Raw genomic sequence first — 17,483 nt, 5'->3', positions numbered from 1 at the left:
AGGAGTTTAATTTATGGCAGCTAAAGAAGTACGTTTCGGAGAAGAAGCGCGTAAAGAGATGTTGAAAGGCGTGAACATTCTCGCCAATGCGGTAAAAGTCACGCTCGGTCCTAAAGGCCGCAATGTGGTCTTAGACAAATCGTTCGGCGCACCGACCGTTACCAAAGACGGCGTATCGGTAGCCAAAGAAATCGAATTGGAAGACAAATTCCAAAATATGGGCGCACAATTGGTGAAAGAAGTGGCTTCTCAAACCAATGATGCGGCAGGCGACGGCACCACCACCGCCACCGTATTGGCACAAGCCATTGTTACGGAAGGCTTAAAATCTGTTGCCGCCGGCATGAACCCGATGGATTTGAAACGCGGTATCGACAAAGCGGTTGCAGAAGCGGTCAAGGCATTGAAAGAATTGTCTAAACCTTGCAATGACAGCAAATCTATCGCCCAAGTCGGCACCATTTCCGCCAACTCTGACGAAACCGTAGGCGCAAAAATCGCCGAAGCAATGGATAAAGTCGGTAAAGAAGGCGTGATTACCGTTGAAGAAGGTCAAGGCTTGGAAGACAGCTTGGAAGTGGTTGAAGGTATGCAGTTCGACCGCGGCTACCTCTCGCCTTATTTCATCAACAACCAACAGGCGCAAAACGTGGAATTGGATAATCCCTACATTCTGCTGCATGACAAAAAAATCTCTAATATCCGCGACATGCTGCCGGTATTGGAAGCCGTGGCAAAATCTGGTCGTCCGCTGTTAATCATTGCCGAAGACGTAGAAGGCGAAGCCTTGGCAACTTTAGTGATCAACTCAATGCGCGGCATCGTGAAAGTGGCTGCGGTTAAAGCGCCCGGCTTTGGCGATCGCCGCAAAGCGATGTTGGAAGATATTGCGATTCTGACCGCCGGACAAGTAATTTCCGAAGAAGTCGGCATGAACCTTGAAGGCGCGACCTTAGAGCAATTAGGCTCGGCAAAACGCGTTACCGTTGATAAAGACAACACCATCATCATCGGCGGCAACGGCGAAAAAACGAACATTGATGCGCGTGTTGCCACTATCCGCACCCAAATCGAAAACACCACTTCCGATTATGACCGCGAAAAACTGCAAGAGCGCGTGGCGAAATTAGCCGGCGGCGTTGCCGTGATTAAAGTCGGCGCGGCTACCGAAGTGGAAATGAAAGAGAAAAAAGACCGCGTGGAAGACGCTCTGCATGCAACACGTGCGGCGGTTGAAGAAGGTATCGTTCCCGGCGGCGGTGTGGCGCTGATTCGTGCCATTAATGCGATTGCTGAGCTCAAAGGCGATAACTACGACCAACAAGTCGGTATCGATATTGCCCGTCGCGCTATGGAATATCCTTTGCGCACCATCGTGCAAAACGCGGGCGGCGAGGCTGCCGTTGTGGTCGATAAAGTCAAAGCCGGCAGCGGAAATGAAGGCTATAACGCCGCCACCGGCGAATATGTGGACATGGTTGCCGCCGGCATCATCGACCCGACCAAAGTTACCCGCAGCGCTTTGCAAAACGCCGCTTCTGTAGCCGGTTTGATGATTACCACCGAAGCCATGATTGCAGAACTGCCAAAACCTGAAGCTGCTGCGCCTGATATGGGCGGCATGGGTGGAATGGGCGGCATGGGCGGCATGGGCATGATGTAATCACGCCGACCTGCCTATGATGGTTTGCCTTAAAAACAAATCATCGCGCATAAAAAAGCGGACGCACAGTCCGCTTTTTTATCGCCTGAATATTTGAATGTATAGTCAATTCAGATCAAATAAAGACACAGCTTTTATATGTTAGCCCGCACAATAGTAAAGCTTGATATTTTTAGGTGTGCAATTTTGTCATGAATTGACTATACTTGCTTTATTTTGTTATGGCTCTAGACTAGCAGAATCACTCTGTTAGTCTAGAGCCTTAAAGATTATCGAGCGATTGCCACACGCTTTGATAAGCTAAAAAGAAACTTTGAAAATAATCTGGCTCTAACCTTTTCTTATCAATGGCTTAAGATATGAATGTTCAATAGACCCTAATTTTTTTGGCGCTTGGTCTGCTAAAGTATCCGCTTTTCGGCACTTGCCTTTTGAGCGATGAGATTGAACAATAGACTGAATGAATAGCCAAAGAAAATCTATGAGACATCACAGCGAAGCCTATGAAGAGCTGAAGAAAGGCGACTATCAAGCGCCCAGCATTTATCTTGCCGCCATCAAAGAGCGCATTGCCACGCCCGATATTGCCGCCATTCGCCGCCGCGTGGAGAAAGTGTTGCAACGTGATGATGTGGACGATATCCTTTCTATTGAAGAAGACGAAGACGGTTTTACCAATATCGTTTTGCGCAGTGTTGATGAAGACGAGCTCGATAATGAGCTGGTCAGCCTGTCCCGCATCCGCATTTACGATCATGACGAACCTGAAGCCTGGTCATATGAGACGGCGGATTACCGTAACCGCAATTTGCTGGAAGACGAACGCAGCGAAATGCACAGCGGCGAAAGCTATACTCTGCCGCTGGATGATGTTACCGATTGGTGCATCTATTCCACGCCCTTGCAGGCGCGGATTACACCCGATGATGTATTTCGTTTGCGGCGGTATCTGGATGCGAATTAATGCTTCAGATTTTCTGCGGTAACTATCTCTTATAAATATGGTTTAATTTATCTTTTTGAAAAAACGGAGCAATGATGACAAGTCCTCTGACGCTTGCTTACCAATTACGCATTCATCTTGTGGATAGCGAACCTGAAATTTGGCGCAGAATTCTGGTGCCGGTGGATATGAATTTAGATGCTTTGCATCATGCCATTCAATCCGCTTTTGAGTGGCAAGGCTATCATTTATTTTCTTTTTGGAAAAAGCAGAAGCACGGCAGACGTTCGCCGTCGATTTATCCTACGAATGAAGAATGGGATTTTTTTGATCATTCGCAGAGTGAGGCGGCATCTAAAAAGAGAAAGCCGCAAAGATTGCCTTTGATGTCCGATGTGTTATCGGTGGGCGAAAAGCTGATGTATACCTATGATTTTGGTGATGATTGGGAGCATGAGATTTTGTGTGAGGCTTTACTGATCAAACCCTTACGCATTCGCCTGCCGTATTGCAATGAGGGCGGGCAGAACGCGGCATTGGAAGATAGCGGCGGAATTTATGCTTATCAAGAGATGATGTATGTCCTTCAAAACAGGGAAGATCCCGAATATGAGGAATATGCGCAGGAGATATTGAATGATTGGGGAGAAAAGATTGCCCAACGTGATCCGAACGCATTTGATGCGAAAAAAATCAAATTTAGGCGCTAAGTTTCGGCAGGTAGCCGCAGAAATAGAAAGTGTATAAATCGATACCGCATTATTTTTAGTGCTTCGCTTGATAAAAGAGCAAGGCGGTCCGGCATATTCGGGCCGCCTTTTGCTTGAATCTTATCGTCGAGAAATGGAAAGGTATTCAGTATCGGCATATCTGATATGAATTCCCACTGCTTCGACGATAGACAGCAATTAAAAAATCGCGCGCAGGATTAAAAAGCTGGTCGCGGATAGGAAAGCGGCGGAGGGCAGGGTGATAATCCACGCCAGCCCAATCGGTTTCATCAAAGCCCAATTGGCATTGCGATTGACTAAGCCGATGCCTAATACGGCGCCGACGAGAATATGTGTGCTGGATACGGGCAAGCCCATAATCGATGCCATCATGACTACAGAAGCCGCCGCCAGTTCGGCGCTAAAGCCGGAGGCTGGGTGCATTTCCGCTAATTTGCTGCCGACGGTAGTGATGACTTCTTTGCCGATAAACCACAGTCCGGCAATCAAGGCGACGCCGAAGGTCAGCATGGCGACCGGCGGAATGGGGGATTGGCTGCCGATATCGCCACTTTTGAGTACGTCCATAATGGCGGCAAAGGGTCCGATGGCATTGGCGATGTCGTTGGCGCCGTGGCTGAAGGCAAAGCCGGCGGCGGTAAAGACTTGCATCCATGAAAATATGAGGAAGGTGGATTTGCCGAGGTCTTTGCGTTTTAGGGTTTTGGCGTAGATGAAGGTTGCCATCCAAATGCCGGCGCCGAACATGAAGATGACGAAATAGCTGCCGATGTCGCTAAGCCCTAATTTCATGTTTTTCAGCCCTTTGAAGATGAGCATAGAGGCGATGATCATGCCGCCGACAGAGGCGATAAAGGGCACCCAAGAGTGCAGGGCTTTGTAGGTATTGAGCGATTGTTTGCGTCGGTCGATTTCGTAGAGTCCGCGGTAGTAGTCGGATTCGAGTTCTTCGGGGTCAAGCTCGGGGTCTTCATAAATTTCTATGTCGCGTGCCATGGCGGAGGCGGCGGCGACTTTTTCCGATTCGCTGAGCAGTTCGAATTGTTCGCGGTGGGTTTTTTTATAGGCTTTGCGTTCGGCTTTGATGGCTTTTAATTTTTCATCGGCAAGGACGTTGTAATCCAGTACATTTTTCTTGATTTGCGAGAAGATGAGATAAGAGGCGATGCCGCCTAAGACGGGCGAAAGCACCCAAGAAGCGACGATTTGTCCGAGTCTGTTCCATTGAATCAGCGATACGGAGTCGTTGCCGCTGATGATACCCAAGCATAAGGCGCTGCCGACAATGCCGCCGATGATGGCATGCGTGGTGGAGACCGGCCAACCTTTTTTGGTGGCAAAGAGCAGCCACAGGGCGGAGGAGAGCAGGGCGGACATCATGATGAAGACGAAGTTAATCGGCTCAAGAGCCATGCGATTCAGATCAATGATGCCTTTGCGGATAGTGTCGGTTACCGCACCGCCGGCGATAACGGCGCCGCTGACTTCAAAGATAGCGGCGACTAATAAGGCTTGGGTGATGGTTAAGGTGCCGGCGCCGACGCTGGTGCCGAATGAGTTGGCGACGTCATTGCCGCCGATATTAAATGCCATGAAGATGCCGAAGGCGGTGGCGAGGAGGAAGAGTGTGCTGTGGTTGTAATGGGTATAACCCAGTCCCCAGTAGATGAAATAGCTCACCATGCTGATAAAGAGTATCAAAAAGAATCGGTTAAGATTCGCTGTTGCAGATGGGTTTGCGCTGTTAAGCTTGCTCATGGCTTTTCCTCTTGATTTCGGTGTGCGCATTATAGGGGCAAATGCGTGTAAATAAATCTTTAAAAGCGGTTTTTACAAAAAATCTATTCTATCTCCTGTGTAGGCAGCAATGCGCATTAGCGGGCGGCACCGGCAGCATTCTGCTAAAATGCCGCCTGATTTTTTTGGGAGAGAAGATATGCAACATCCTATGCTAACGATTGCCCGCCGTGCGGCGGAAGAAGCGGGGCGCCTGATTGAGCGCGGCTATCGCGATTTGAGCCGTATTAAGGTGCAGGAGAAAGGGCGCGGCGATTTTGTCAGCGTGATTGATCAGCAATCCGAGCAGATTATTCGTCAGATTTTGCAGGATAAATTCCCCGAGCATGATATTTTGGGCGAGGAGTTCGGCGGTTTGAGCGTGGCGGAGAGCGATTATCAATGGATTATCGATCCTTTGGACGGCACGGCGAATTTCGTCCACGGTTTGCCGCATTTTGCGATTTCTATCGCGCTGCTGAAGAAAGGGCAGTTGGAAATCGGCTTGGTTTATAACCCGATTACGGACGAGATGTTCAGCGCGGCACGCGGCGAAGGCGCTTTTTGCAATGGACAGCGGATTCGCGCCAATGGGCAGCGCGACAGCCATAAGGCGATGATTGCCACCGGTTTTCCTTTTAAAACGCCCGAGCAGATGGCGCAGCAATTCGCCTATTGCCAATCGGTGCTGGAGGATTTCAGCGATTTGCGCCGCTTGGGTGCTGCCGCTTTGGATTTGTGCTATGTGGCTTGCGGACGGCAGGACGGCTATTTCGAGTCCGGCATCAAGCCTTGGGATATTGCGGCAGGGATTTTGATTGCGCAGGAAGCGGGCTGTTTGGTCAGCGATTACGGCGATGAAAAAGCGATGTTGGATACGGAAACGATTGTCTGCGCCAATGCCTATTTGCATCCGATACTGATGAAGGCTTTGCGCCGCGCACGTCTGCAAGAAGCGGCGAAATAAGGAATAAGATGAAAGATATGAATCGCATGCTGCGCTGGATTCCCGATCCTTTGGCGCTGATTTTCTATATTTTATTGTTTACATGGTTGCTGACTTGGATTGTGCCGGCAGGCAGTTTCGAGCGGGCGGAAATCGGCGGGCGCATGATGGTGCTCGCCAATACCTATCATCAGGTCGAAGGTGGCAGGCTCTCGATTTTAGATGCCTTTTTCGCTATTCCTAAAGGCATGGTGGCTTCGGCAAGCGTGATTTTTATCGCTTTTATCGCCGGCGGTTTGTTCCATATTTTGTCGGCAACGCAGATGTTGGAAAATGCGGTCGGCAGCATGGTCGGCAAATTAGGACAGGAACGCGGCACTTTGCTGGTGTGGATCAGTACTTTTGCTTTCGGTTTACTGGGCATTGCGGTGGGCTATGAAAATAATATCGCCCTAGTGCCAATTGCGGTTTTACTAGGCTTGGCAATCGGCGGCGATGTCATGGTAGGGCTGGGCATTGCTATCGGCGGCATCGGCTTCGGTTTCGCCACATCGCCGATTAATCCTTATACGGTCGGTGTGTCGCATCAAATCGCCCAATTGGAAATTTTCTCCGGCGCTGTCGTGCGCAGCGTGTTTGCCTTGATTATTTTGGCAACAGTTGCCCATCATAATGCGCGCTATTTGGTGAAAATCCGCCGCAATCCGCAGGCGAGTTTGTCGCTTGGCGTCTCTACCGCCGGTTTGACATTAGCAAAACCGATTAAGGATTACCGCATGGGCGGCAAAGATTGGACGATTTTAGGCATTTTCCTTGCCGGCTTGGCATTGATGCTGTTCGGTGTGTTTCAATACAAATGGTATATTAATGAAATTGCGGGAATTTTTCTCTTAATTGCCGTGTTGAGCGGATTAGTTGTGGGCATGCGTCCTAATGAAATTGCGCAAAAATTCGGCGAAGGGGCGGCGGCGGTCAGCAAGGGGGCATTGTTAATCGGCTTTGCGCGCGGCATCCAAGTGCTGCTGGAGCAGGGCGCTATCGGCGATACGATTATCAATAGCTTGGCTTCAGGTTTGAATGATTTTCCGGTAACCGTCAGCACGATTTTAATGAGCATTGTGCACGGCATCATCAATTTCTTTATCCCTTCCGGTAGCGGGCAGGCGGTTGCCACCATGCCGATTATGATTCCTTTATCGGATTTAATCGGCATGACGCGGCAAGTGGCGGTGTCGGCTTTCCAAGTCGGCGACGGCTTTACCAATATGATTGCACCCACTTCCGGCGGCACTTTGGCAATGCTGGCTTTGGTGGGTATGCCTTATGACCGCTGGGTAAAATTTTTCTTTCCGCTGCTGCTTAAAGCTTATCTCTTGGCTTGGGTCTTTTTGGCGCTAGTGGCGAATATAGGATGGAGCTGATTCATGAATTATCAAGAAATTTTGCAAGAACTGATTGCGCATAACACCATTTCCAGCGAAAGCAATTTGGGCTTGATGGATTGGGTGCAAGACTATTTGCAGGATTTGGGCATTCATTGCCTGCGTTTAGAAGATGAAGAAGGTCTGCCTAAGGCATCCTTGATTGCGCAGATTGGGCCACAGACGGCAGGCGGTCTGATTTTTTCAGGGCATACCGATGTCGTGCCGGTAGCAGGGCAGCCGTGGACGGCGGATCCCTTTGTCATGCGCGACAGCGGCGACAAACTCATCGGACGCGGTGTCTGCGATATGAAAGGCTTTATCGCCTGCGTATTGGCGAGCGCGCCTGCTTGGCAGCAATTGCCTTTGCAAAAACCGGTGTATTTTGCTTTTTCTTATGACGAAGAAGTCGGCTGCGACAAAGCGCCGCGGATTGCCCGAACCTTGCAAGAATGGGGTGCGCAGTCGGCTTGGGCGATTATCGGTGAGCCGACTTTGCTGGCGCCCGTCGTCGGGCAAAAAGGCATCGTCAATATCCGCACAACTTTGACGGGCATGGCGGCGCATTCCTCGCAAATTCTGCATCAAGGCGTTTCCGCCGTGCATGAGGCGGGAAAATTGGTCGGCTATATCGAGCAAGTTATGTATGATTTGATTGCCGACGGGGAAATCAATCCCGCTTTTAATGTGCCGCACAGCTCTTTGCATGTCGGCATGATTCAAGGCGGCATCGCGCATAATGTATTGGCGCGCGAATGCGTGCTGGATTGGGAAATCCGCAATTTGCCCGAGCAAAGCATCGAAGCGGTCTTGGCAAGGGTTGAGGCTTATGCACAGCAATTATGCGTCGCCAATAGCGATTTGCGGATTGAAACGGAATTGACCAGTGCAATCGTGCCGGGATTGGTCAATCGCGATAATGCCGAATTGCTGGCATTACTTGCCAAACATCTGCCCGACACTCAGCTGGAACATGTCGCCTATGCCACCGAAGCAGGGCATTTCCAGCAGGCGGGATTCCAAGCGGTCATCCTCGGGCCGGGCAGCATCTTGCAAGCGCATCAGCCGGATGAATGGATTGAAAAATCCCAGTTGGAACGCTGCTGCGTATTATTGGCGGATTTGGTCAAAGACGCCTGTTTATAGTACCTTAACTTCAAAATGAGACTTAGAGATACACATTTTGTCAGGAGAAGCGCTTAGAATAATCTCATTTTGAAGTTAAGAGACTATATAATGGACGATACTTTTTTATTTCACGTCCGTTTTCGGGCGTTTTTGTTTTGCGGCGCACAAACCTGATGAAGTGCGCGCGATTAGCGGCGTTTTCTTTCGGTGGAAGTGGGAATATTGAGTTCTTCGCGATATTTGGCAACGGTACGACGGGCGATTTTGTAACCTTCCTCTTCTGCCAAACGATCGGCGATATTTTGATCGGACAAAGGTTTTTTCGGATTCTCCGCCGCAATCATTTCGGTGATAGTGGCTTTAATGGCGGTGGTGGATTGGTCTTCGCCGCCGTCGGTGCTTTCGAGCTGGGTGGAGAAGAAATAGCGCAATTCGTAAACACCGCGTTTGCAGCTGAGGTATTTGCCGTTGACGGCACGCGAGACGGTGCTTTCATGAATATCCAACATATCGGCGATTTTCTGCCGCGTCATCGGACGCATGGCTTTTTCGCCTTCTTGGAAAAACTCTTGCTGCAGAGCGACGATGACGCCTGCTACGCGGCGGATGATGTCGGCGCGTTTGTCAATCGCACTTAAAAACCAACGCGCTTCATTCAGCTGCGCCTGCAAAAGCGTTTTTTCTTGCTCATTGGCATGTTTAATCATCGCGGCGTATTCTTCATTGATGCTCAGCGAAGGGCTGAGCGAAGGATCGATTTCAATATAGCTGATATTGTTTTTCTCGCGTACGATGATTTCGGGTTGGATAAAATTGCCGTTTGAAGGGGTAAATCCCTGTCCGGGCTGCGGATTCAAACTTTCTAATAAAGCAATTGCCTGACGGTATTCCTGTTCGCTCAGGTTGAGGCGCTGCTGGATCAGCTGCGGATTTTTGCCGATAAACAGAAAATGCCGCGCCATAATGCGCTTGAGCGTGCCTAGATGCGGGGTTTTAGGTGGTAGCTGCTCTAATTGCAAGTGTATACATTCTTCTAAATCCGCTGCGCCGACGCCGGTGGGTTGGCAGTTCTTAATCAAGGCAATGGCTTTATTAACGGCATTGAGTTCGAGTTGATAGAGTTTGGCGAGTTTTTGAGGCGGCTCGCGCAGATAGCCGTCTTCGTCTAAATGATAAAGCAGCAGTTCTGCCGTACGGCGTAATTCCTCGCTAATCGGCATTTGTTCCAATTGCTCGAGCAGATAGCTTTCAAGACTATGGCTGTGGCTGATAAACTCTTCTAAATTGCTGTTTTCTTCCCGACGCGAGCCATGGTCCTGCCAGTCTTCGTAAACATCTTCCCATTCGCCGTCATAGGGCAGGTCTTCGCCGAGTTCCTTAAGCAGTCCGTCGTCAATGTCTTCGCTTTCTTCCTGCTCGCTGCGCTCTTCGCGCAGACCGTCGTCTTCAAAATTGAGCATAAAGTTTTGTGAGAGCATTTGCGAGACTTCCAGCGAAAGCTCTTGGGCATTCATGTTCAAAATCTTAATCGCCTGCTGGAATTGCGGGGTCAGGGCAATTCGCTGTTTGAGTTTTACGTCAAGATTTTGCTGTTGCGAGAATGCCATACGCTGCTCAGTTCAAACTAAAATCATCACCAAGATAGATTTGCCGCGCGCGTTCATTATTGACAATCGCCTGTGCATCGCCTTCGGCGATGACTTCGCCGCCGCCTAAAATATAAGCGCGGTCGCAGCTTTTCAGCGTTTCGCGCACGTTATGGTCAGTAATCAGCACGCCGATATTACGTTCGGTCAGATGGGTGATGATGTTGCGGATGTCGCCGACGGCTATCGGGTCGACGCCGGCAAAGGGTTCGTCCAATAAAATATAGCGCGGGTTACTGGCTAGGGCGCGGGCGATTTCGCAGCGGCGGCGTTCGCCGCCCGAAAGGGAGATGCCCAAAGTATTGGCGAGATGGGCGATGCCTAAGTCTTGCATCAGTTCTTCTGCACGCGCTTGGCGGGCGGCACGTTTGAGCGGGCTGCTGAGTTCTAATATCGCCAAGATATTGTCGCGCACGCTGAGTTTGCGAAAGACACTGGCTTCCTGCGGCAGGTAAGAAATGCCGCGTTTGGCGCGTTCATGAATGGGTAGGCGGGTAATTTCCTGTTCGTCAAGGAGAATTTTTCCGCCGTCGGGTTTGATGAGTCCGACAATCATATAAAAGCTGGTGGTTTTGCCGGCGCCGTTGGGTCCTAATAAGCCGACGACTTCGCCTTGCCGAATGTGCAGGGAGAAGTCGCTTAAGACGGTGCGCGCTTTATAGCGTTTTTGCAGACTGACCGCTTGCAATCCGCTCATTTAGCCGCCTGATTTCGGAGTTAGGGTCATCTTGACGCGTTTGCCGCTGACTTGCTCTTTGGCGAGGTTATAGGTGAGGGTTTCGCCGTGCGTTTCGTTTTTTTCTTGTTTGACATAGGCTTGTCCATTGATTTCCACGGTCGAGCTGGCGATGGTATATTTCATGTATTGTCCGCGTCCGTCAATCGGCGGTTCGTTTTTAGCCACATAGTGGAAGGTGGCGAGTTTGCCCCATGCTTCGATTAGGGTAACTTCGCCTTCGCTGATGTGAATGACGACTTTATCGCCTTTGAGGTTCATCTCGCCTTGGGTGATGTCCACATTGCCGGTATAGGTGGCGCGTCCTGCAATAGCATCGTATTCGCCTTGGTCGGCGCTCAGATTGATGGGGATTTCTTTGTAGTTGTCGCTGTTTTGTGCGATGGCGCTGTGCATGAATAGGGCAGCGCTAAGGCTAAAAATTGTGATGAGGCGCATAATAACTCCGTACATTTTGTTTTAGTATAAATAAATTCTGATTTAAATGCCATATTGTGCCGATGGCATGAGTTGTGCTGTCGGCGCTGCGAATCAAAACGGGTGCATCGCTTTCCGCTTGGTTTTTATCGATGCGATACAACATCTTATCTGTTGAAAATTCAAAGCGCGTGGCGCTGTCTTCTCCGTTTTGCCGCTCGGCAAAGACATTGTTTTCCAAATGCAATTCCGTGCCGGCTTCGTTTTGCTGTGCGTAATCGGCGCGGATATGGGTATGCATCTCGCCTTGCTGATGATGTAGGCGCGGTTGGGTAAATTCCGTGCCGCGTGCGTCTTGATAATAATGGGTAAGCGGCGCGCTGAGTTTCATATGGCTATTGCCCTGTTCGTCATAGCGATAGCTGATGCCTTCATGCACGACTAAGAGCGGCGGCGCCTGCGGCGATTCGTCTTTTTCCGCATGCTCGATTGTCTGATGGCGCAGCCAAATGCCGACAATGACGGCGCTGAGGGCTATCCATACGATATGGCGTTTTTGAAACCATGCTTGCATTAGGCGACTCCCGCTTGCAGGAGGTCGTGAATATGCACGACGCCGCAGAGTTTGCCATTTTCTACCACGGGCAGGGCGGTGATGTGGCGGTTTTGCATCAGCATCAGGGCTTGTGCGGCTAATGCCGCGCTATGGGTGGTTAACGGCGCATGGGTCATGACTTCAGACAGCGGCAGGGAGAGGGCGTCGGGATATTTGCCCAGACTGCGGCGCAGATCGCCGTCGGTGTAGATGCCGAGCAGTTGCTGCGCTTCGTCGCAGATAAGCGTAAGCCCCAAGCGTTTGTCGGTAATTTGAAAGAGGGCGGTTTGCACGCTGTCCTCGGCGCGATTAAGCGGCAGTTCCGCGCCTTTGCGCATCACATCGCCGATTTTGGTAATTAGGCGTCTGCCCAAGCGTCCGAAGGGGTGGGAGCGGGCGAAATCGGCACTGGAGAAATCGCGCGCCTGCATAATGGCGACGGCTAGGGCGTCGCAGAGCGCCAATGTGGCGGTGGAACTGGAGGTAGGCGCCAATCCCAGCGGGCAGGCTTCTTTTTCCACGCGCAGATGCAGATGAATATCGGCGGCTTGCGCCATTGCCGATTGCGTCCGTCCCGTGATGGCAATGACGCTTAGTCCCATGGCTTGTGCCAGCGGTATCATGGTCATGAGTTCGCCGCTTTCGCCCGAAAAAGAGATGGCGATGAGGGTGTCGGCGGCGGTCAGCATGCCCATGTCGCCGTGTCCGGCTTCGGTGGGGTGGACGAAAAAGGCGGGTGTGCCGGTACTGGCGAGGGTGGCGGCGATTTTCGCGCCGATATGTCCTGATTTGCCCAGTCCGCTGACGATGACGTGTCCGCGGGTGTTTAAGATGGCTTCGCAGGCTTGCACAAAAGCAGGCTCGACAATCAGGGCTTGCTGGGCAAGCACGGCTTCGGCTTCGATGCTTAAGACTTGTCGGGCATGGGCCTGCATTTGCTCGGGATTAGCATTGCTCATGGCTGATCTCCGTGAGTTGTCCTGCGGGGGCGTCGAGTATGCGGTCAAACAGCGGCATGATGTCTTCGGCTTGCCGCCAATGCGGGCGCCCGTCGGGAAAAATGTTGCGGCTTAGGCTGCTTTCGATCCAGCCGGTGTCGATGCGGCAGACTGCGAGATTCGGATAGCTGCCGTTTTCTTCGCTGATGTCGCGGATCATGCGATTTAGGGCGGCTTGGGCGATGCCGAAGCCGTGCCAGTAATGGGCTTGTTCTTCAAGGGTGTTGAAGACGCTGAAAGCGAGCTTGGGCGCGGCGGATTGCTGCAAGAGCGGCAGCAGATATTGGCTGAGCCAGAGCGGCGCGGTGAGATTGACTTGCAGGGCTTTCAGCCAGTCTTCGGCTTCGGTATTGAAGAGGGGGCGCAGATTGCCGCAGTAGGCGGCAAGATGGATGAGGCTGTCAAGACGGCCGTAGTCTTCGCGAATCATATCGGCAAGGCGTTGATAGTGTTGCGGCGGCGACAGCCATAAATCGAAGGGAATCAGCGTGTGGTCGCCGCCCAGTTCTTCGTCTAAGCGTTGCAAGGCAAGAGGGTCGGCGTCTAGCAGCAGCAGATGGGCTTTTGTATCCCAATGGCGGGCGAGGGTGCTGCCGATTCTGCCGCAGGCGCCTGTGATTAAACGAATGTCTTGCATAGTTTCATACTCCGATAATGTCAGCTAATTCGCTTGCTTGCTCAATGATGTAATCCGCCTGCCATGTCTCGATGCGGCTGTTGGGCGGCAAATAGCCGTAGCGACAGGCAACGCCGGGCATACCCGCCGCGCGCGCCGCCTGTATGTCGCTTTCGTTGTCGCCTACATAAAGACAGTCCGCAGGATTGGCATTGATATGGGCGCAGGCAAAGCGCAGCGGCGCCGGATGGGGTTTGTTCTGCGGCAGGGTGTCGCCGCAGACGAGGGCGGCAATGCGTCTGTCCAATTGCGCTTGGCTGACGACGGCTTGGGCAAAGGCGGTGTTTTTATTGGTAATGATGCCCCAAGGGATTTGCGCCGCTTCTATTTTGGCGAGCAGCGTTTCCATGCCGTCAAAATAGCGGTTAAGCAGGCGGCGTTGCAGATAGTGCTGATGAAAACTTGTTACCAGTCCGTCAAGGCGCGCGTCATCGGCGGCAAGGTTGGCGGCGTAGGCAATCATGGCGCGGCTGCCTTGCGAAATGCTGCCGCGAATGTCGGCAAAATCGGCGCAGGGCAATCCGGCGGCTTGCACGGTGGCGATAATCGCCGGAATGAGGTCGTGCGCGCTGTCGAATAAAGTGCCGTCTAAATCAAACCACACGGCGGCAAAGCGGGGATTGCTCATGATTGTTTTTGCAGGGCGAGAAGGTAATTGATGCGCAGATTGCGGCTTAAAAATGCCGTTTTGGCAAAGGGATGATAATCCATGCCCGAGAGCGCAATAGGCGTTAATCCCGCTTGTTCCGCCATTGCGACCAATTCTTGCGGACGAATGAAGTCGCTGTGGCGGTGCGTGCCTTTAGGCACGAGTTTGCACAAATATTCCGCCGCCACAATTGCGCCGAAAAAGGAAGTCAGGTTGCGGTTAAGCGTGGAAATAAAGGCATAGCCATTGGGTTTGAGCAGGGCGTGAATGTCGCGCAAAATGGCGGCGGGCGAGGGCACGTGTTCCAGCATTTCCATGCAGGTGATGTGGTCGTATTGCTCGCCTTGCGCCACGCATTCTTGGCTGCTGATGCGGCGGTAATCCATGTGCAGATTGCTGCCGTCGGCGTGCTGATTGGCGGCATTTAATACCGCCTCGCTTAAATCGATGCCGCTGACAATCGCGCCTTTATGCGCCATCGCTTCGCTTAAAATGCCGCCGCCGCAGCCGATATCCAGTATTTTCTGTCCGCGCAAATCGATAAAGCGCTCGATAAACTGCAAACGCGCGGGATTGATGTGGTGCAAACTGCGGTAAGGACCTTGAGGATTCCAAAAGTCTTCGCCGTGTAAATCGAATGAAGTGGCGCTCATAACTGCTCCTGATTAAAAAGGTTTGAGACTGGCGAGAAGGGCGATGATGATAAGAAGAACCGCAGGAAACTCATTGAAAAAGCGGTAAAAAGTTTCGCTGTAGCGGTTTTCGCCGCGCGCAAAGGCTTTCATGATGCGACCGCAGAAAATGTAATAAGCGATGAGCAGCGCAACAAGCAGCGCCTTGGCATGTAACCAGCCTTGCCCCTTAAACCAAGCAAATTGATTGGCGGCGATTAAGAACAGGGCGAATATCAGCATCAAGCCCATGCCGATGTGTCCGATAATATAGAGTTTTTTCTCCATAACGCGGAAATACGCCATCGCTTGCGCATCATTTCTTTGCAAAGCCTGCGTGTGGTAAACAAAAAAGCGCGGCAGATAAAAAAGCGCGGCGAACCAAGCAACCATAAAAATCAAATGCAGGGATTTCCAAAGAAGATAATGCGAAGCGATGAAGCTCATGATGATGTCCTATTGTAATGCAGCTGCACATCATACCGCTAAGCGCGATAAGTTTCAGCCTTTGCGCTCGAAGGTTTATAAAATTTTAGCAGGGGTTTTATCATTCAAGGATTAGAAAAACGGGCTTTTATTATCTTCGATTAATAGTTTATAACTATAGTCGGAGAAGTGAAAAAGTAGTACAAGGCGGCGAGCCGCAGACAGTACAGATAGTACGGCAAGGCGAGCCAACGCCGTAATACTTTTTCAATTCTTCGACTATAGAGTAAATTTCATGGCTGAAGGGCAAATCACATTCACCCTTCAGAATTTGTCGGATTGCTTTAAGATTAAAAATTATAACCCACTTTCAGCCAAGCCCGCGGATTCCTATCATTGCTAAATTGCCGATTGCTTGCGCGCCATGCAATTTTTCCTTGCAAATAAAAATCCTTATATTGGCTATAAAGCCCGATGCCGCCGCCGTGTAAATTAACCGTATTATCGCCGCTTACAAAAGGTTTGGCGCGTAATTTTGCGCGTCCCGCATCATAAAAACCGCTTAAGGACACATAAGGCGTCAGTGCATAACGCAGTTCCAAACCGCCTTGCAAAGCGATATCTGCAGACACGTCATTGCTATGATAAGCCGCAACGGCATCATTGCCGCCTAAGCTCATTTGCTCGGCAGGATCTAAATTTTTATTTGCCCATTGCCCGTTTAAGGATAAGATCGCGGAGAATTGCGGAGAAAAATATTGCGTGCGCGAAATATTGGCGGCAATTTTATAATAAGCACCCTCTGTTTTGGCGGAAAGGCTGTCGATGGCGCGTGCGTCGGCGCTATCGATAGTTAATCTGCCGAAAGTATTATCTACGCGCCATTGCGTATATCCGCCCATTAGCCAATCATCTTGATGGTAGCCGTTCGCTCCCAAATGAAGGGTTTTAATCGATTTATCGGTAACGGTATTGGTACTGCCGATTTTGTCCTGTAAATCCCGATATTCGCCGCTTGCCGAAAGCCATAAATTATTCCGATTGCTGCGGATTAAAGGATAGCGTGCGCCGATATCAACCGTATTTGCCGTGCCTGTGGCATTCAAATCTTTAAACGCGCCGCCTAAATCATAGCGCGTATGCCCTAAACTGCCGGAAAACATCAATCCATCAGCGCCGACAGGCATATCGGCTGACAAATTTACATAATCTACACCTTTAAAGCTGCTCATCGCCTGCACGGATAATTTCTCGCCACGCCCAAAGGGACTGTTGAGATTGACGCCTGCACGCGTGCGTATTTCGCCGGTGGATTTGGAACCATAATTATCCGCTTGCACAAAACCGGTAACAAGCGGCGCTTCGCCTAAATCCACCGCCAAATCCGTACCGTTATTACCGCCTTGCAAACGGTAATTGACGCTGTCCGTCCCTGCCAAATCTTTGATTAAGAGCAATGCTCGTTCGCTGTCGGCTTGGCGTAAAGGCTGACCGCTCTGCATGCCTGACAAATAGCTTTGTACTACTTCATCAGAGAGTCGCGAACGGTTCTCTACGCTTACGCCTGCAATCTGCCCTTCTAGCACTTGAAGCTGTACCACACCGCCGTCTATCTTTTGGGGCGGAATGATGACGGTGGCTAGGGGATAACCTGCCTTGTGATAAGTGTCGGTAATTTTACCAGCCAATGTCTGCAATCCGCCAAAGGTGGTGGTTGTGCCACGCACGCTCGCCAACTCGGGTTCAAGCTGGGCGGTGGATAATAGCGTGTTGCCCACCAGAACCACATCACGCACGCTAATGGGCGTGGTGTCGGTGCTGATGTCGCCCTGCTCTGCCAGCGTCAAAGGGGTGATGGTGGCAGGCGGTGGGGTGGTGGTTTGGGTAGCGTGGCGTAAGGTAGTGCCTGCGTCTGTGGCGTGGGCGAGGTTGGCGGATAATATACCAAATGTTAATAATGTGAGTGTTTGGGATTTCATTTAAAATTTCCTAAAATTTTAGTAAAACTAGTTGATGGGTGTAGATTCGTACTATATGCACCACTTTAAGTATAAGGTGGTG

Annotated in this window: 17 protein-coding genes and 1 pseudogene; 7 read left to right on the top strand and 11 right to left on the bottom strand. The window is 51.0% G+C overall.

The window, feature by feature from the left end; genetic code table 11:
* The first annotated feature begins 13 nt into the window (after positions 1-13).
* The 4 genes and pseudogenes from groL (at position 14) to DYC63_RS12110 (ending at position 3,316) form a co-directional block, all read left to right on the top strand.
* Positions 14-1,663 (top strand): chaperonin GroEL, encoded by a 1,650-nt coding sequence (gene groL, locus DYC63_RS12125; protein WP_115219432.1) that lies wholly within the window; start codon positions 14-16, stop codon positions 1,661-1,663.
* A gap of 261 nt (positions 1,664-1,924) precedes the next feature.
* Positions 1,925-2,026 (top strand): annotated as a pseudogene (locus DYC63_RS13580) (IS5/IS1182 family transposase); the annotation flags it as partial.
* A 118-nt stretch (positions 2,027-2,144) separates the two neighbouring features.
* On the top strand, positions 2,145-2,627 hold the full coding sequence (locus tag DYC63_RS12115) for a hypothetical protein (RefSeq protein WP_115219431.1): 483 nt from the start codon (positions 2,145-2,147) through the stop codon (positions 2,625-2,627).
* A gap of 74 nt (positions 2,628-2,701) precedes the next feature.
* Positions 2,702-3,316, top strand: a complete 615-nt coding sequence (locus DYC63_RS12110; protein ID WP_218564632.1) for a plasmid pRiA4b ORF-3 family protein — start codon at positions 2,702-2,704, stop codon at positions 3,314-3,316.
* Between the two features lie 198 nt (positions 3,317-3,514).
* Here DYC63_RS12110 and DYC63_RS12105 read toward each other — a convergent pair whose 3' ends face one another.
* Complete coding sequence (locus DYC63_RS12105; protein ID WP_425452137.1) at positions 3,515-5,020, bottom strand: inorganic phosphate transporter; 1,506 nt, start codon at positions 5,018-5,020, stop codon at positions 3,515-3,517.
* A gap of 253 nt (positions 5,021-5,273) precedes the next feature.
* Here DYC63_RS12105 and DYC63_RS12100 point away from each other — a divergent pair, with 253 nt between their 5' ends.
* The 3 genes from DYC63_RS12100 to argE are packed head-to-tail and all read left to right on the top strand — an operon-like array spanning position 5,274 to position 8,626.
* Complete coding sequence (locus DYC63_RS12100) at positions 5,274-6,080, top strand: inositol monophosphatase family protein (protein WP_245888200.1); 807 nt, start codon at positions 5,274-5,276, stop codon at positions 6,078-6,080.
* Positions 6,081-6,088: 8 nt separating this feature from the next.
* Entirely contained in the window at positions 6,089-7,480 is a 1,392-nt protein-coding gene (locus DYC63_RS12095) for a YfcC family protein (protein ID WP_218564631.1), read from the top strand.
* A 3-nt stretch (positions 7,481-7,483) separates the two neighbouring features.
* The gene (gene argE / locus DYC63_RS12090; RefSeq protein WP_115219428.1) at positions 7,484-8,626 is read left to right on the top strand and encodes an acetylornithine deacetylase; all 1,143 of its coding nucleotides are present in this window, start codon (positions 7,484-7,486) and stop codon (positions 8,624-8,626) included.
* Between the two features lie 170 nt (positions 8,627-8,796).
* Here argE and rpoN read toward each other — a convergent pair whose 3' ends face one another.
* The 10 genes from rpoN to DYC63_RS12040 form a co-directional block, all read right to left on the bottom strand.
* On the bottom strand, positions 8,797-10,215 hold the full coding sequence (gene rpoN / locus DYC63_RS12085) for an RNA polymerase factor sigma-54 (RefSeq protein ID WP_115219427.1): 1,419 nt from the start codon (positions 10,213-10,215) through the stop codon (positions 8,797-8,799).
* 7 nt (positions 10,216-10,222) lie between these two features.
* A complete protein-coding gene (gene lptB / locus DYC63_RS12080; protein WP_115219426.1) occupies positions 10,223-10,951 on the bottom strand; it encodes an LPS export ABC transporter ATP-binding protein in 729 nt (242 codons plus the stop codon).
* Positions 10,952-11,428, bottom strand: a complete 477-nt coding sequence (gene lptA / locus DYC63_RS12075; RefSeq protein WP_172459508.1) for a lipopolysaccharide transport periplasmic protein LptA — start codon at positions 11,426-11,428, stop codon at positions 10,952-10,954.
* Positions 11,406-11,981 carry an LPS export ABC transporter periplasmic protein LptC gene (gene lptC / locus DYC63_RS12070; protein WP_115219424.1) on the bottom strand — a complete coding sequence of 192 codons (576 nt, stop codon included), beginning with the start codon at positions 11,979-11,981 and terminating at the stop codon, positions 11,406-11,408. The genes lptA and lptC overlap by 23 nt, the downstream gene beginning before the upstream one ends.
* The gene (locus DYC63_RS12065; protein WP_115219423.1) at positions 11,981-12,961 is read right to left on the bottom strand and encodes a KpsF/GutQ family sugar-phosphate isomerase; all 981 of its coding nucleotides are present in this window, start codon (positions 12,959-12,961) and stop codon (positions 11,981-11,983) included. The genes lptC and DYC63_RS12065 overlap by 1 nt, the downstream gene beginning before the upstream one ends.
* Positions 12,948-13,637 (bottom strand): SDR family oxidoreductase, encoded by a 690-nt coding sequence (locus DYC63_RS12060; protein WP_115219422.1) that lies wholly within the window; start codon positions 13,635-13,637, stop codon positions 12,948-12,950. The genes DYC63_RS12065 and DYC63_RS12060 overlap by 14 nt, the downstream gene beginning before the upstream one ends.
* Positions 13,638-13,641: 4 nt before the next feature.
* Entirely contained in the window at positions 13,642-14,304 is a 663-nt protein-coding gene (locus DYC63_RS12055; RefSeq protein WP_115219421.1) for an HAD-IA family hydrolase, read from the bottom strand.
* Positions 14,301-14,978 carry a bifunctional 2-polyprenyl-6-hydroxyphenol methylase/3-demethylubiquinol 3-O-methyltransferase UbiG gene (gene ubiG, locus DYC63_RS12050; RefSeq protein ID WP_115219420.1) on the bottom strand — a complete coding sequence of 226 codons (678 nt, stop codon included), beginning with the start codon at positions 14,976-14,978 and terminating at the stop codon, positions 14,301-14,303. Before ubiG ends, DYC63_RS12055 begins: the two co-directional genes overlap by 4 nt.
* Before the next feature lie 12 nt (positions 14,979-14,990).
* Positions 14,991-15,443 (bottom strand): CopD family protein, encoded by a 453-nt coding sequence (locus DYC63_RS12045; protein WP_115219419.1) that lies wholly within the window; start codon positions 15,441-15,443, stop codon positions 14,991-14,993.
* Between the two features lie 329 nt (positions 15,444-15,772).
* On the bottom strand, positions 15,773-17,401 hold the full coding sequence (locus DYC63_RS12040; protein WP_115219418.1) for a ShlB/FhaC/HecB family hemolysin secretion/activation protein: 1,629 nt from the start codon (positions 17,399-17,401) through the stop codon (positions 15,773-15,775).
* Positions 17,402-17,483 lie beyond the last annotated feature (82 nt).

Origin of the sequence: Suttonella indologenes (genome assembly GCF_900460215.1) — a bacterium.
GTDB classification, from domain to species: Bacteria; Pseudomonadota; Gammaproteobacteria; order Cardiobacteriales; family Cardiobacteriaceae; genus Suttonella; species Suttonella indologenes.
The sequence above is the reverse complement of the archived record's forward strand: the minus strand, read 5'-3'. Positions and strand labels throughout refer to the sequence as shown.

Excerpts from the sequence above, each read along its gene's own strand:
- DYC63_RS12105 (WP_425452137.1), bottom strand. The coding sequence starts at position 5,020 with ATGGTGAGCTATTTCATCTACTGGGGACTGGGTTATACCCATTACAAC.
- lptB (WP_115219426.1), bottom strand. The coding sequence starts at position 10,951 with ATGAGCGGATTGCAAGCGGTCAGTCTGCAAAAACGCTATAAAGCGCGC.
- lptC (WP_115219424.1), bottom strand. The coding sequence starts at position 11,981 with ATGCAAGCATGGTTTCAAAAACGCCATATCGTATGGATAGCCCTCAGC.
- ubiG (WP_115219420.1), bottom strand. The coding sequence starts at position 14,978 with ATGAGCGCCACTTCATTCGATTTACACGGCGAAGACTTTTGGAATCCT.
- DYC63_RS12100 (WP_245888200.1), top strand. The coding sequence starts at position 5,274 with ATGCAACATCCTATGCTAACGATTGCCCGCCGTGCGGCGGAAGAAGCG.
- DYC63_RS12055 (WP_115219421.1), bottom strand. The coding sequence starts at position 14,304 with ATGAGCAATCCCCGCTTTGCCGCCGTGTGGTTTGATTTAGACGGCACT.
- rpoN (WP_115219427.1), bottom strand. The coding sequence starts at position 10,215 with ATGGCATTCTCGCAACAGCAAAATCTTGACGTAAAACTCAAACAGCGA.
- DYC63_RS12040 (WP_115219418.1), bottom strand. The coding sequence starts at position 17,401 with ATGAAATCCCAAACACTCACATTATTAACATTTGGTATATTATCCGCC.
- argE (WP_115219428.1), top strand. The coding sequence starts at position 7,484 with ATGAATTATCAAGAAATTTTGCAAGAACTGATTGCGCATAACACCATT.
- DYC63_RS12065 (WP_115219423.1), bottom strand. The coding sequence starts at position 12,961 with ATGAGCAATGCTAATCCCGAGCAAATGCAGGCCCATGCCCGACAAGTC.
- DYC63_RS12095 (WP_218564631.1), top strand. The coding sequence starts at position 6,089 with ATGAAAGATATGAATCGCATGCTGCGCTGGATTCCCGATCCTTTGGCG.
- DYC63_RS12060 (WP_115219422.1), bottom strand. The coding sequence starts at position 13,637 with ATGCAAGACATTCGTTTAATCACAGGCGCCTGCGGCAGAATCGGCAGC.
- lptA (WP_172459508.1), bottom strand. The coding sequence starts at position 11,428 with ATGCGCCTCATCACAATTTTTAGCCTTAGCGCTGCCCTATTCATGCAC.
- DYC63_RS12115 (WP_115219431.1), top strand. The coding sequence starts at position 2,145 with ATGAGACATCACAGCGAAGCCTATGAAGAGCTGAAGAAAGGCGACTAT.
- DYC63_RS12045 (WP_115219419.1), bottom strand. The coding sequence starts at position 15,443 with ATGAGCTTCATCGCTTCGCATTATCTTCTTTGGAAATCCCTGCATTTG.
- groL (WP_115219432.1), top strand. The coding sequence starts at position 14 with ATGGCAGCTAAAGAAGTACGTTTCGGAGAAGAAGCGCGTAAAGAGATG.
- DYC63_RS12110 (WP_218564632.1), top strand. The coding sequence starts at position 2,702 with ATGACAAGTCCTCTGACGCTTGCTTACCAATTACGCATTCATCTTGTG.